This is a genomic window from Rhizobium sp. YAF28 (genome assembly GCF_052113285.1).
Lineage (GTDB): Bacteria > Pseudomonadota > Alphaproteobacteria > Rhizobiales > Rhizobiaceae > Rhizobium.
The window spans coordinates 336,522-349,572 of the sequence record NZ_JBFRCX010000005.1; the positions used below are offsets into that span (position 1 = coordinate 336,522).

A 13,051-nucleotide genomic window follows, 5' to 3' on the forward strand; every position below is an offset into this window, starting at 1 on the left:
CAGACATCAAAAAAGCCCCGGACCAGCCGGGGCTTTCGAAAAGCGCAAAGAGCCGATCAGCGCGTCAGGCGCTTGTGGGCCTGGCTGCCCGGGTTCAAGGCGTCGGGGCCGAGGCGGCGGACCTTGTCCTGCTCATAGTCCTCGAAGTTGCCTTCGAACCATTCGACATGGCCCTCGCCTTCGAAAGCGAGGATGTGCGTGGCCAGACGGTCGAGGAACATGCGATCGTGGCTGATGATGATGGCGCAGCCGGCAAATGCTTCCAGCGCGCTTTCCAGAGCACCCAGCGTTTCCGTATCGAGGTCGTTGGTCGGTTCGTCGAGCAGCAGAACGTTGCCGCCGGCCTTCAGCATCTTGGCAAGGTGAACGCGGTTGCGCTGACCACCCGAGAGATTGCCGACCTTCTGCTGCTGGTCGCCGCCCTTGAAGTTGAAGGCGCCGCAATAGGCACGGGAATTCATGTCGAACTTGCCGAGCTTGATAATTTCGGCGCCGCCGGAGATTTCCTCCCAGACGGTCTTGTTACCGTCGAGAGCATCGCGGCTCTGGTCGACATAACCGAGATGCACGGTTTCGCCGATGCGGACCGATCCAGCATCCGGCTTTTCCTGGCCGGTGATCATCTTGAACAGCGTCGTCTTGCCGGCGCCGTTCGGGCCGATGATGCCGACGATGCCGCCCGGCGGCAGCTTGATCGACAGGTCGTTGATCAGCGTGCGGCCCTCGAAGCCCTTGGTGATGCCTTCCATTTCGATGACAATCTGGCCGAGACGCTCGCTGACCGGGATGATGATCTGCGCGTCGCCGGGACGCTGCTTCTCGGCGGCCTCCACCAGTTGCTCGTAGGACTTGATACGCGCCTTGGACTTGGCCTGGCGGGCCTTCGGGCTGGAAGCAATCCATTCCTGTTCGCGGCTGATCGCCTTCTGGCGGCCTGCCTCTTCGCGGTTTTCCTGCAGCATGCGCTTGGCCTTGGCGAGCAGGTAAGCCGAGTAGTTGCCTTCGTAGGGGATGCCACGGCCGCGATCGAGTTCCAGGATCCAGCCGGTGACGTTGTCCAGGAAGTAGCGATCGTGGGTGATCATCATCACGGCGCCCGGATAATCGCGCAGATGCTTTTCGAGCCAGGCGATGGTTTCGGCGTCCAGATGGTTGGTCGGTTCGTCGAGCAGAAGCAGATCCGGCTGCGACAGCAGCAGGCGGCAAAGTGCGATACGGCGACGCTCACCACCCGAAAGGCTGGTGACTTCGGCGTCGCGCGGTGGGCAGCGCAGGGCTTCCATTGCCATCTCGACCTGGCTTTCCAGATCCCAGAGGTTCTGGCTGTCGATGATGTCCTGGAGCTTTGCACCCTCGTCCGCCGTCTCGTCGGAATAGTTCATCATCAATTCGTTGTAGCGCTCGAGCACAGCCGTCTTGGAGGCAACGCCTTCCATGACATTCTCAAACACTGTCTTGTTCGGATCGAGTTTCGGTTCCTGTTCCAGGTATCCGACCGTCGCGCCTTCGGCGAGCCAGGCTTCACCGGTATATTCCTTGTCCTGACCGGCGATGATGCGCAGCACGGTGGACTTACCGGCGCCGTTCGGACCCAGGATACCAATCTTGGCATCGGGATAGAAGGAAAGGTGGATATTCTCGAGGATCTTCTTATTGCCATAGGCCTTGTTGAGGCCGGACATATGATAGATGAACTGGCGTGCCATGCTGGGATGCTCCGGGCGGAAACTTGAAATCGTGGCCGCTATGTAGGCGAAACCACGCCGTCGGGCAACGCCGAAACCCCGTTTCGTCGGGATTTCGGCATGTTTCCGTCAGAAGCCGGCTGCATCCACAATGCCTTCGTCACAGCCGAAGGAAGTCTGCCCTGCCCCCTGGATGAGGCCACCGAGGCCCTTCTCCTTCGCTTGAGCCGAAACGGTATCCTGCGAAAGCCCGATCGTCAGTTCGCTGATCACGCGCTTGTTGCCGACGCGCCGGCAGCTCATCTTCACCCGGTCGCTGGCACCTGCGCCGAAGCTCTTGTCGAAGGCCGCCTTGATTGCATCGGCCTTCAGCGTCTTGCCGACATTGGCGGCAAAGAGATCACGCACGGCCGAAGCATTGAGATCGCCCATCAGATGAATGGCGGTGGCGAAATAATCGTCGGCACTCATTTTCGTGCAGGTGCCGTGCTTGATCCATTCATGCCGCTCGAGCGCCGATTGCGTGCCGGGCATCGCCTTGTCGAGCGCACTCTTCGTCTCGGCCGAAAGGTTCACCGCCGGCAGGCTCATCCACTGGCCGTCCTTGTCGGCGGCTTTCTGGTCGGCGGATACGTCACAATAGTCCTTCCGCATCGGCCACAGACCATGGAGAGAAAAGTTGGTGGCGTCATAGCGGTCGCCGCTCTGGCTGGCGCATTCAGCCTTCTTCTGGTTGGTCTGGCAGAATGCCGGCTGCCAGCTTGCCGCAAGGATGAACCGTGTGCGCCCGCTTTCCTGTGCGGATACGGAAACGACTGACGACAGCGAAAGGAACAGGATGGAAACCGAGAGTAGAAACTTGCCCATTATTAGCCCCGAAATAGCTCCGACAAAGAACAATACAGGAACAAACAAGCATGAAGCCGAAGTTTGCGCAACCCTGAATCGCAGGGGCAAGCATGCTTTTCTTATGTATGAGCGAAACCGCAATATTGCATTTGCCTTGATATCTGGTCTTTTGGGCGTGGGAGGAATGCATGTTTTCCGAGACATTGCGGCTGCAAAACGCCGCGGCTTCGCTTGCCTATCATCACCAGCCCGCCGTGGGGCAAGCGCGCGCCATCCTGATGATTTCACACGGTCTTACCGAACATTCCCGCCGTTACCGCCGCTTTGCCGGGGCCATGGCGGCAAGCGGCTACCATGTCTATGCGCATGACCATCGCGGCCACGGCGAGACAACGGCCGATGATGCGCCGCTCGGTCGCTTTGCGAGACGCAACGGTGTTGAGAGTGTCATCAGCGATATCGCCGCCATGCACACCTTTGCCACGGGCCGTCACCCGGGCCTGCCCGTCATTCTGCTCGGTCACTCCATGGGCGGCCTGATCGCGCTGAATGCAGCCGCCGATCTTCCCCGCCGTTTCGCAGCCCTTGCCGTCTGGAATTCGATTTTCGCCGTCGGTCTCTCCGGCCGCGCTGCACAGGCGATCCTCCTTGCCGAACGCATGCTGAAAGGCTCGGACGTGCCGAGTGACATGCTGCCGAGGCTGACATTTTCCGCCTGGGGCAAATCCGTTCCCGATCACCGTACGGAATTCGACTGGCTGTCGCGCGATCCGGCCGAGGTCGACGCCTATATTGCCGATCCGCTTTGCGGCTTCGATGCTTCGGTGTCGCTCTGGCTCGATGTCTTCGCCCTCACCTTCCGCGGCATCGAAAAGGAACGGCTCGAGACCCTGCCGAAGAACATGCCGATCCATCTGGTCGGCGGCGGCAAGGACCCGGCAACCAACAATGGAAAAGCCGTGCTCTGGTTGTCAAAGCGTTTGAAAAGCCGAGGCTTCTCCCGTATCAGCACTGAGATATATCAGGACATGCGACATGAAACGCTGAACGAGATCGGCGCGGAAACGGCAATTGCGGATTTCGCCGGTTGGTGCGACGAGGCAATCCGCGGTCCCGAGCGAAAGGACCTGAGATGACGAGCCTGAGTTCCACCCGCCATCCCGCCTCATCCGAGGTGACGTTCGGCTTGCTTTTCATGCTGCTCTCGGTGCTGATCTCGCCGCTGATCGACATCTTCTCGAAGCTGGCGACGACAACCATCTCCTCCACTGAAGTGGCCGGCTTCCGCTTCGTCATCCAGGCGCTCACAATGCTGCCTTTCATCTTCCTGCGCGGCGCAAAGATCCAGTTCTCGCTGAAGCAGAGCTGGTATCATGCCATCCGCGGCGCGATGGTCACCATCTCGATGATCTGCTTCGTCACAACGCTGAAGGTCATGGCGGTTGCCGATGCCATCGCTATCTTCTTCGTCGAGCCGATCATCCTGACGATCCTCGGCAGCATCTTCCTGAAGGAAACCATCGGCTGGCGCCGCTACAGCGCCTGCGCCGTCGGTTTCCTGGGCGCCATGCTGATCATCCAGCCGAGCTTCGAGCAGGTGGGCTATATCGCCCTGCTGCCCGTCGTCAGCGCCTTCTGCATCGCCGTCTTCGCGCTGATGACACGCGTGCTGTCACACCGGGAAGATCCCTGGGCCATGCAGTTCCAAACCGGCCTCTGGGGCATCTTCTTCTGCACCGTCATCCTGTTCTTCGGTTATGGCAGCGGCTCCGACATTTTCGACACGACCATGCCCGATCTTCCCGCCTTCGGCTACTTGCTGGGTACGGGCATTGCCGCAGCGATAACGGGCATTCTCGCGGCTTACGCTTATCGCGCCGCCCCGGCCTCCACGCTTGCGCCGCTGCAATATCTGGAAATCGTCTCGGCCACGGTCTTTGCCTGGCTGGTATTCGCCGATTTCCCGGACGCGCTGAAATGGCTCGGCATCCTCATCGTCATCGCGTCGGGCCTCTACATCATCTGGCGCGAGCGGCGCTTTGCTTCCAAACCCGTATCCGATACATCTGAGGCAACGAGGGCGCCCTGAAATCCGCCGCCCATAGGAGGAATTGGGAGGAATTTGGGAGGAACATGACGGAAGACGTGAAGAAGAAGCCGCCGCTTGCGGGCATTAGGGTGATCGAGCTTGCGCGTGTGTTGGCCGGCCCCTGGGCGGGGCAGATGCTGGCCGATCTCGGCGCCGATGTCATCAAGGTGGAAAACCCTGATGGCGGCGACGACACCAGGCATTGGGGGCCGCCCTTCGTCGAAGGCGCGGATGGCGAAAATCTCTCCGCCGCCTATTATCATTCCGCCAATCGCGGCAAGCGCTCCGTCACCGCAGACCTGAAAAGCGAGGAAGGCCAGTCGCTGGTGCGCCGCCTCGTCGCCACCGCCGACGTGCTGATCGAAAACTTCAAGCTCGGCGGCCTCGTCAAATACGGGCTCGACTATGAGAGCCTGAAAGCGATCAATCCGCGCCTTGTCTATTGCTCCATCACCGGCTTCGGCCAGACCGGCCCCTACGCCAGTCTCGCCGGCTACGACTATATCGTCCAGGGCATGTCGGGTTTCATGTCGATAACGGGCGAACCAGATGGACAGCCGATGAAAGCGGGTGTCGCGATTGCAGATATCTTCACCGGCATCTATGCGGTCTCGGCGATCGAAGCTGCCCTCATCCATGCCCTGAAGGCGGGCGAAGGCCAGCTGATCGACATGGCGCTGCTCGATGTGCAATCGGCAATTCTTGCCAACCAGAACATGAATTATCTGGTTTCCGGCCGCGCGCCAGTGCGCCTCGGCAATGCACATCCGAATATCTCGCCCTATGAGGTCGTGCCGACGGCTGACGGCTATCTCATTCTCGCCGTCGGCAATGACGGCCAGTTTCGCCGGCTCTGCACGATCCTCGGCCTCGTCATCGCCGATGACGAGAACTTCGCGACCAACAAGGCACGTGTCGCCAACAGAGATGCAGTGCGCCGGATGGTCTCCACCGAAACGCTGAAATGGCAAAAAGCCGACCTCCTGAAGGCTTGCGAGGACAACGCCGTCCCGGCCGGCGCCATCAACACGATCGAAGAAATGTTTGCCGATCCGCAGATTGTCGCGCGCGGCCTGCGCATCGATCTGCCGGATGCCGCAGGCACGATGATCCCGGGTGTGCGCACGCCGGTCGTGCTATCGGAAACGCCGCTGCGTTACGAACGGCCGAGCCCGCGCCTTGGCGAGCACAATGAAGAGGTTCTGACCGAACTGGTAGAATGGGAGAGGAAGACATCGCCATGAGAAGGAAGGGGCCATGAAGAGGACAGGCGGGCAATTGATCGTCGAGGCGCTGAAGGCAAACGGCGTGAAACGCCTCTCCTGCGTGCCGGGAGAGAGCTTCCTCGCCGTGCTCGACGCCCTGCATGACAGCGATATCGACGTTATCGTCTGCCGCCAGGAGGGTGGTGCTGCCATGATGGCGGATTGCTGGGGCCGGCTGACCGGCGAACCCGGCATCTGCATGGTCACCCGTGGCCCCGGCGCCACCAATGCCTCCGCCGGCCTGCACATTGCCCGGCAGGATTCGATCCCGATGATCCTCTTCATCGGCCAGGTGCAGCGGGAGGCGCGCGAGCGCGAAGCCTTCCAGGAAGTCGAGTTCCGCCGCGCTTTCACCGAATTTTCCAAATGGGTCGGTGAGATCGACGATGCCGCCCGTATCCCGGAATTCGTCACCCGCGCCTTTGCGATCGCCACATCGGGCCGTCCGGGTCCGGTGGTACTGACGCTGCCCGAGGATATGCTGCGCGACGAGGTCGAAGCGCCTCGCGCCAAGCGCCATACGCGCGTCGAAGCCCATCCGGGCCGCAGCCAGATCGATGATCTCTACCTGCGCCTCTTGAAGGCCGAGCGGCCGATGGTCATCCTCGGCGGCACCCGCTGGGATGCCGACGCGGTCGCCGATTTCCAGACCTTCGCCGAGCGCTTCAACCTGCCGGTCGGCTGCTCCTTCCGCCGCCAGATGCTGTTCGATCATCTGCATCCCTCCTATGCCGGCGATGTCGGTATCGGAATCAATCCGGCGCTGGCGAAAGAGATCAAGGAAAGCGACCTGCTGATCCTGCTCGGCAGCCGCATGTCGGAAATGCCCTCATCGAGCTACACGCTGCTCGATATCCCCTACCCGGCTCAGTCACTCGTCCATATCCATCCGGATCCGTCCGAGCTCGGTCGTGTCTACCGCCCGGATCTGGCGATTTGCGCCAGTCCCGCCGATTTCGTCGAAGCGCTCGCCGATCTGGAAGCCCCGGCTGAACCGCGCTGGGCCGAACGAACCGAGCGGATGCATCAGGCCTATCTCTCCTGGTCGAAGCCGCCGGCGACGGGTCCGGGCGCCGTCCAAATGGGACCGATCATGGAATGGCTGGAAGCCAATACCAAGCCGGACACGATCTTCACCAACGGCGCCGGTAACTATGCCACCTGGGTGCATCGCTTCCACCGCTTCCGCCGCTTCAATACGCAGGCAGCGCCAACCTCAGGCTCCATGGGCTACGGCCTGCCGGCCGCCGTTGCCGCCAAGCGGCTCTTTCCCGACAGGCAAGTCATCTGCTTTGCCGGCGACGGCTGTTTCCTGATGCACGGACAGGAATTTGCGACCGCCGTGCGCTACGACCTGCCGATCATAGCGGTCGTGGTCAACAACGGCATCTACGGCACGATCCGCATGCATCAGGAGCGCGACTATCCGGGCCGGGTCAGCGCCACCGACCTCACCAATCCGGATTTTGCAGCCCTTGCCCGCGCCTATGGCGGCCATGGCGAGACGGTGGAAAAGACCGAGGATTTTGCACCGGCCTTCGAGCGGGCGCGCGACAGCGGAAAGCCGGCGATCATCGAAATCAAGCTTGATCCCGAAGCGATCACGCCGACCCGCACTCTCTCGGAAATCGCCCAAACAAAAAGCCGGTGAGGCCGTGAACCAATCTGGTTCACACTTCACCGGCTTTGATTGGTCGCTCTTGAGCGCTCTTAGTCGAGAGCAGCCGTGACGATGAACTCGACCTTGTACTTCGGCGCAGCGAGCTTGGCTTCGCTGGTGGCGCGGGCCGGCGGGTTTGCGGGGTCGATCCAGCCTTCCCAGACGGCGTTCATCTCTGCGAAGTAAGCGATATCGGAGAGATAGATGATCGTCTGCAGGATCTTCGACTTGCTGCTGCCGGCAGCGGCGAGCAGACGGTCGACTTCGCCGAGTGCCGACTTGCACTGATCGGAAACGCTTTCGCCTTCGCCGACCTGGCCTGCGAGATAGACGGTGTTGCCGTGGATGACGGCACCGCTCATGCGGGCGCCGATGTCGATACGCTTGATGCTCATCGTGTTCTCCTGTTCATCAAATGAAAGACGCCGCCTTCAGGCGGCATCGGAATATTCAGCCTTCCAAACTGAAGACTAAGCGCGAATGTGGTGCGTCTTCTGATAGATCGCCGTCGAGCGTGCGCCGGAGCGGCAGTAACCGAGCATCGGGCGCTCGAATTCGTCGAGTGCGTCGACCATGCCCTGCACAGCTTCCTCGGTCACGCCCATCGGGCCGACCGGCACATGGGTGACCTGCAGGCCAAGCTCCTTGGCACGGGCTTCGATGACGGCAAAAGGCGTCTGGTCCGGGCTTTCGCCGTCCGGACGATGGCAGACGATGGATTTGAAGCCGAGCGCCTTGATCTGGTCGAGTTCGTCAACCGTGATCTGGCCGGAAACGGAGTATTCATCGTCGATCTGGCGGATATCCATCGTCTCAATCTCCTCGAAAATGGTGGGCTGAAGGTCTACGACGCACTCCCGTAGGCGTCAACACGTCTTCGCCGAACGCCCCTTCATTAGACGAAAGCGAAACGCAGGCCGTAGCTGCGGCTTTCACCCGGCTTCAGCCAGTTGAACTCACCGGCCGCTTCCAGCTCATGGCGCAGCACCCACCGGTGCGACACCGGTTCGATACCGATAATATGCGCCGGCGCCTTCTGGTTCCGCCAGATCTGCAGATGCGGCAACGTATCGGCGCGGAAACGCACCCTCAGCGTCTTGCCGCGGATCGCAGCAATCGGCCCGAGCCGGACTTCGGCGAAACCATCTTCAGTGGCCGGAGCCTCGACGCAGAAAATGCCGCCCGGCTCCTCGCCGAAGGTCCAGGGAAAGCCACCGCCTTCCAGCATCCGGCCTTCGAGCCGTGTCGCCGCGTCGAGCCATTTGCCGCCGGTATTCATATGGTACATCAGGAAGGTCGGCACCGTCTCGCTGCTCGTATTGACGACGCGATCTTCGAGCGAGACCTCGCCGGTCGCCCCGTCGATCCGCCACAGCCGCTCGATGCGCTGCGGCAGGCCCTCGACCGTAGTGATGTCGATATCGGCGCGGCATTCGGCATCGCCGTTTTCCAACCTCGTCCACAGCACCTTGGCCGGATGGCCGGAGGCAGAGCCGTGCAGCGGATAGATCTTACCATCAGTGCCGGGAATGGGCTGCCGGTGGCGGATATGATCAGGACCGCAGGTGAAGAGGAAGCCTTCCAGCGAGTGATCGATTCGCGGGTCGCCATCGTCGGGAATGGCCCGCTTGGGCGCGATATCCACGCCCTCGATAATGCAGCCGGCGATATCCAGCACCGATGTTTCGTCCAGCATCAGGCGCGGCCCGCTTGCGGCGGCAAATTCGATCATCGGCTGTCCTCCCGGGGAATCTTGGTTGCGGTAGGGTTAGGTCGTGCGATCACCCTCGTCAATCGACACCGGTGAAATGGTCAGGGAGCACCGCAACCGGCGACTTCACAGGAACGTCATCTTCGCGCAAGCGTTTATGAGTAAACGCAAAACACCGTTGTTTTTATGTTTTGTTCAGCACGGCTTAAGAAATTCCACACTAGCGTCAAAATTCGCAGGTGTGTGTCTGCCGAGCCACTGATCGAGGTGTGAGACGTGAATCGCTTTATGAAATCGGCCTTTTCTTTTTCGGCCATGCTGTTGGCGCTCGCTGCCGTCGCGCCACAGGCCGATGCCCAGCAATATGGCCGAAACCGGAGCGATATCGTGCTGGTGACGCCAGGCGGCGAAATTCTCGACTATGTCCCGCCCGGCCGCGGCTTCGTCTATGCCCGTGACTACAGCGGCAATCGCGTACTGGTCGACCGCTACGGCAACATCATCGCCACCGAGATGCGCGCCCGCGGCTATTATTCACCGCGCACAAATCGCGAAGTCTATAACGACGCCTACAATAACGATCCCTATTATCCTGACGATAACCGCCATGGCGACACGCGCTATTCCGAGCGCGGCCCGGTAACCGGTTCCATTCCGCAGGATGCTGCCATAGAGCGCCGGCCACTCGAGGATCAGCCTTACCCCGGCGACCAACAGGGTCAGGACGACTATGCCGCAATCGAGCCCGATCAGCAGATTCCACCCGCCGATGAGCCGCGTCAGGTACCGCAGGAACCTGTGATCACCCTCAAGGACAAGTCGAAGCCCGAGATCGTGGCCCTTCAGGTCTTTCTGGATCGCTCAGGCGTTTCGCCCGGTGTCATCGACGGCCATATGGGCTCCAATGTCACCAAGGCGGTCTACGCCTATGAACAGATGACCGGCACCAAGCTCGATCCAAACAATACGGATGCGATCCTCGAAGAACTGCGCATGAATGGCGGCCTGCCGGTCGTCAACTACACGATCACGGATGCGGATGCGGCCGGTCCCTATGTCGCACAGATCCCGGAAGATTATTCACAGAAGGCGCTCCTGCCGTCCCTCGCCTACACATCCGTAACCGAAGCGCTCGCCGAACGTTTCCACATGGACGAGAACTTCCTGAAGGAAATGAACCCCGGCGCGGATTTCACAATTCCAGGCACCGTCATCAAGGTCGTCAATCCCGGCGAGAACAAGAAGGGCGCAGTCGCGAAGATCCTCGCCGACAAGGGCCGCAAGCAGGTCTTTGCCTATGACGACGCCGGCAACCTCGTTGCCGCCTACCCCGCCTCGATCGGCTCCACCGACACGCCATCTCCATCAGGCATCGTCACCGTCGAGCGCGTCGCCTTCAATCCAGGCTATACCTACAATCCCAAGATCAATTTCCAGCAAGGCGCCAATGACAGGATCCTCGATATCCCGCCCGGTCCAAACGGCCCGGTTGGTACGGTCTGGATGGCGCTTTCCAAGCCCACCTATGGCATTCACGGCACGCCCGACCCCTCCAGGATCGGCCGCACCCAGAGCCATGGCTGTATTCGCCTGACGAACTGGGATGCGACGGAGCTTGCCAAGATGGTCAAGCCTGGCGTGACGGTCGAATTCGTCGATTGAGGAAATCTATTCGCCCGGCGCCTCGGCCGGGCGCTCGCCGAACTGGATGAGACGCAAGAGCTCTACCTGCTTCCTGGCACCCGTCTTCATGTAGACGGACCGCACCTGCGAGCGGATCGTCTCTCGTGAACGGCTGGTTTCGGCAGCCAGGCCCGCAACCGAGCCTCCCGAAACCAGCGCCCTGACGACCCTGATTTCAGCCTGCGTGAGACCGAAATCGTTGCGCAGTTTCTCATCACTCAGCCCCGCGGGCCTTTGTTTCGGCTCGATCAGGACGGCGACAACAGGCCTTTCGAAGAAGCGTGGCTGGAGGCTCTTTTCAAGCTTGAGCAAGGTGATCTTCCGGCCGTCGGTCAGAACCGTCTGCTGACGCTCCGCCTCCTCTCCATGCCGCAGCATCAGTGTGAGGCGGTCGTCGGCATCCTTGTCGGCAAGATGCACCGTTCCGAGCGGTGAAAGCCAAACACCTGTTCCCTGTTCGAGCACCGCCTCTCCCAAGCCAGAGGTGGACATCAGTCGTCGCTCTGAATTCAGGAGGAGCACACCGACCCCAATGGCATCGAACAGTCGTCCGTTGATCTCCGAATGGCTCTTTTGCCGGCCACCGGATTCCAGCGCGATGAAGGCCCGCCTCAGATGCGGCCCGATCCGTGTCAGAAGCCCAGCACAGGCCCGGCTCTCATTCGGGTCGGTCCAGCGGGTCGTGGTGATCGAAAGATTGAACGACCGGCTGCCCTCGCGCAGGATCGCCATGCCGACGGCGCCGTGACCTTCATGCCGATGCCAGAAGTCATTGAAGAACTCGGTCCTGGAAAGCTCCGCATAGGATATGAAATCCTCGCCGATTGCCCCCTGCCCCGTGGGTGTCCTATCCAGACCGGATATCCACGGGTTCAGCCGGCAGTAATAGCGCGTGTAGGTGTCGATCCACGACTGATCCATGTTGATGTGGAATTGCGACGAACCTTCCGCCCGCGCAGCGTCGTGATAGAAAAGGCTGGTTCCCGCCCCCGGCAACAGCCCGTTCAACTCCGTCAGAAACGTATCCCATCGCGCTTCGCCAAAAACGATTCCGTAGATGGAATCGATAAGCTTGTCGTCGACTTGCCGGGTGATGCTCATGCGTTGCTTCGCGCGTGAAGGGATTTTTACAACCTGATAACCATTACACCAGTGAGCAAATGTAATTTCAAATGGAAAATGCCCCGGTCGAAGCCGAGGCATCAATTTCCCTACCCCCCGCTAGTCTGATCAGGCAGCACGGCCCATGGCGTTTGCTAGGCGAATGGCAACCGGCAGCCGGCCCGGCACCTTGCGGATGATTTCCTCGGCGAAACAGAGGGCGTTTTCACGAGCCTTGTCGAGATTGCTGACGCGCATCGGATCCATCGTATGCAGCGTGCCGCCGCAATCGAAGATGTCGCGGAAGGCCGAGCGTTCGATGATCGCCGTATCGAGAACCGGCACGTGGCGCTCGTTCAGCAGCGCCTTGACGAGTTGCAGCGCGCGGGTAGTGACCATGGAGTTGACCCGGGTCAGCACGACCGAATGGCCGATCTTGATGCCTGCCTTCTCCTCCAGATACTGGAGCAGTTCGAGAACCTGGGCGCCGCCGCGTGCATCCATGGCGCAGCCCTGGATCGGGATCAGCACGTGGTCGGAGAGGCCGACGGCTGTTGCCAGCAGCGGATTGCGCGCGCCCGGCAGGTCGATGATGAAGTAATCGGTATTCTGCTTGTTTTCGCTGATGTGCTGCGGCAGCGAGGCGGTCGTTACGAAATCGATGACGCTGATGTTTGCCACATGGCCGGAAATTTCGTGCCAGCGCGAAATCCAGTGCTGCGGATCGGCATCGAGGATGGTGACGCGGTAGCCCTGACGGGCAAGTTCGGTAGCAAGCAGCAATACGGCTGTGGTCTTGCCGGCACCGCCCTTGGTATTTGCGAATGTGATGACTGGCATATTCTTAGTCCTCGAAGGGAAATGGCGCGAGCCGGCATCGCTCGTTGTTAATCGCACTGTCGGAGCATCGTGCGGTTAACTCATCCTTGCCAATCGTGGTTAACAAACCGTTAAACGGACCCGCTGAAATTGCGGCCTGCATTTTTCGCATCATCAGAAATAAGCATG

At 60.6% G+C, this 13,051-nt stretch carries 12 protein-coding genes; 5 read left to right on the top strand and 7 right to left on the bottom strand.

Going from position 1 to position 13,051, the window contains the following annotated elements; all coding sequences use genetic code 11:
- Nucleotides 1-56 precede the first annotated feature (56 nt).
- Nucleotides 57-1,706: an energy-dependent translational throttle protein EttA gene (ettA, locus tag AB4Z13_RS14020; RefSeq protein ID WP_442206188.1), complete on the bottom strand. Its 1,650-nt coding sequence runs from the start codon at nucleotides 1,704-1,706 to the stop codon at nucleotides 57-59.
- A 108-nt stretch (nucleotides 1,707-1,814) separates the two neighbouring features.
- Nucleotides 1,815-2,552: a ribonuclease T2 family protein gene (locus AB4Z13_RS14025; protein WP_439015949.1), complete on the bottom strand. Its 738-nt coding sequence runs from the start codon at nucleotides 2,550-2,552 to the stop codon at nucleotides 1,815-1,817.
- Between the two features lie 170 nt (nucleotides 2,553-2,722).
- Between AB4Z13_RS14025 and AB4Z13_RS14030 the strand changes: the two genes are divergently transcribed.
- The 4 genes from AB4Z13_RS14030 to AB4Z13_RS14045 are packed head-to-tail and all read left to right on the top strand — an operon-like array spanning nucleotide 2,723 to nucleotide 7,539.
- Nucleotides 2,723-3,670: an alpha/beta fold hydrolase gene (locus AB4Z13_RS14030; protein WP_439015950.1), complete on the top strand. Its 948-nt coding sequence runs from the start codon at nucleotides 2,723-2,725 to the stop codon at nucleotides 3,668-3,670.
- Nucleotides 3,667-4,623 carry a DMT family transporter gene (locus AB4Z13_RS14035; RefSeq protein WP_113325781.1) on the top strand — a complete coding sequence of 319 codons (957 nt, stop codon included), beginning with the start codon at nucleotides 3,667-3,669 and terminating at the stop codon, nucleotides 4,621-4,623. The genes AB4Z13_RS14030 and AB4Z13_RS14035 overlap by 4 nt, the downstream gene beginning before the upstream one ends.
- Before the next feature lie 44 nt (nucleotides 4,624-4,667).
- A complete protein-coding gene (locus tag AB4Z13_RS14040) occupies nucleotides 4,668-5,867 on the top strand; it encodes a CaiB/BaiF CoA transferase family protein (protein ID WP_439015951.1) in 1,200 nt (399 codons plus the stop codon).
- A 13-nt stretch (nucleotides 5,868-5,880) separates the two neighbouring features.
- Nucleotides 5,881-7,539: a thiamine pyrophosphate-binding protein gene (locus AB4Z13_RS14045; RefSeq protein WP_439015952.1), complete on the top strand. Its 1,659-nt coding sequence runs from the start codon at nucleotides 5,881-5,883 to the stop codon at nucleotides 7,537-7,539.
- 59 nt (nucleotides 7,540-7,598) lie between these two features.
- On the opposite strand, the gene AB4Z13_RS14050 is transcribed toward AB4Z13_RS14045, so the two are convergent.
- From AB4Z13_RS14050 to AB4Z13_RS14060, 3 genes are all read right to left on the bottom strand, one after another.
- Nucleotides 7,599-7,943, bottom strand: a complete 345-nt coding sequence (locus AB4Z13_RS14050; protein WP_113324538.1) for a RidA family protein — start codon at nucleotides 7,941-7,943, stop codon at nucleotides 7,599-7,601.
- Between the two features lie 75 nt (nucleotides 7,944-8,018).
- Nucleotides 8,019-8,357, bottom strand: a complete 339-nt coding sequence (locus AB4Z13_RS14055; RefSeq protein WP_113324539.1) for a TIGR01244 family sulfur transferase — start codon at nucleotides 8,355-8,357, stop codon at nucleotides 8,019-8,021.
- Between the two features lie 86 nt (nucleotides 8,358-8,443).
- Entirely contained in the window at nucleotides 8,444-9,280 is an 837-nt protein-coding gene (locus AB4Z13_RS14060; RefSeq protein ID WP_439015953.1) for a DUF4432 family protein, read from the bottom strand.
- A 255-nt stretch (nucleotides 9,281-9,535) separates the two neighbouring features.
- On the opposite strand from AB4Z13_RS14060, the gene AB4Z13_RS14065 reads away from it, so the two are divergent.
- Nucleotides 9,536-10,921 carry a L,D-transpeptidase family protein gene (locus tag AB4Z13_RS14065; RefSeq protein WP_439015954.1) on the top strand — a complete coding sequence of 462 codons (1,386 nt, stop codon included), beginning with the start codon at nucleotides 9,536-9,538 and terminating at the stop codon, nucleotides 10,919-10,921.
- Between the two features lie 6 nt (nucleotides 10,922-10,927).
- Here the strand turns inward: AB4Z13_RS14065 and AB4Z13_RS14070 are convergent, their stop codons facing one another.
- A complete protein-coding gene (locus AB4Z13_RS14070; RefSeq protein WP_439015955.1) occupies nucleotides 10,928-12,043 on the bottom strand; it encodes a helix-turn-helix transcriptional regulator in 1,116 nt (371 codons plus the stop codon).
- 129 nt (nucleotides 12,044-12,172) lie between these two features.
- On the bottom strand, nucleotides 12,173-12,883 hold the full coding sequence (locus tag AB4Z13_RS14075; RefSeq protein ID WP_007824085.1) for a ParA family protein: 711 nt from the start codon (nucleotides 12,881-12,883) through the stop codon (nucleotides 12,173-12,175).
- Nucleotides 12,884-13,051 lie beyond the last annotated feature (168 nt).

Excerpts from the sequence above, each read along its gene's own strand:
- ettA (WP_442206188.1), bottom strand. The coding sequence starts at position 1,706 with ATGGCACGCCAGTTCATCTATCATATGTCCGGCCTCAACAAGGCCTAT.
- AB4Z13_RS14025 (WP_439015949.1), bottom strand. The coding sequence starts at position 2,552 with ATGGGCAAGTTTCTACTCTCGGTTTCCATCCTGTTCCTTTCGCTGTCG.
- AB4Z13_RS14030 (WP_439015950.1), top strand. The coding sequence starts at position 2,723 with ATGTTTTCCGAGACATTGCGGCTGCAAAACGCCGCGGCTTCGCTTGCC.
- AB4Z13_RS14035 (WP_113325781.1), top strand. The coding sequence starts at position 3,667 with ATGACGAGCCTGAGTTCCACCCGCCATCCCGCCTCATCCGAGGTGACG.
- AB4Z13_RS14040 (WP_439015951.1), top strand. The coding sequence starts at position 4,668 with ATGACGGAAGACGTGAAGAAGAAGCCGCCGCTTGCGGGCATTAGGGTG.
- AB4Z13_RS14045 (WP_439015952.1), top strand. The coding sequence starts at position 5,881 with ATGAAGAGGACAGGCGGGCAATTGATCGTCGAGGCGCTGAAGGCAAAC.
- AB4Z13_RS14050 (WP_113324538.1), bottom strand. The coding sequence starts at position 7,943 with ATGAGCATCAAGCGTATCGACATCGGCGCCCGCATGAGCGGTGCCGTC.
- AB4Z13_RS14055 (WP_113324539.1), bottom strand. The coding sequence starts at position 8,357 with ATGGATATCCGCCAGATCGACGATGAATACTCCGTTTCCGGCCAGATC.
- AB4Z13_RS14060 (WP_439015953.1), bottom strand. The coding sequence starts at position 9,280 with ATGATCGAATTTGCCGCCGCAAGCGGGCCGCGCCTGATGCTGGACGAA.
- AB4Z13_RS14070 (WP_439015955.1), bottom strand. The coding sequence starts at position 12,043 with ATGAGCATCACCCGGCAAGTCGACGACAAGCTTATCGATTCCATCTAC.
- AB4Z13_RS14075 (WP_007824085.1), bottom strand. The coding sequence starts at position 12,883 with ATGCCAGTCATCACATTCGCAAATACCAAGGGCGGTGCCGGCAAGACC.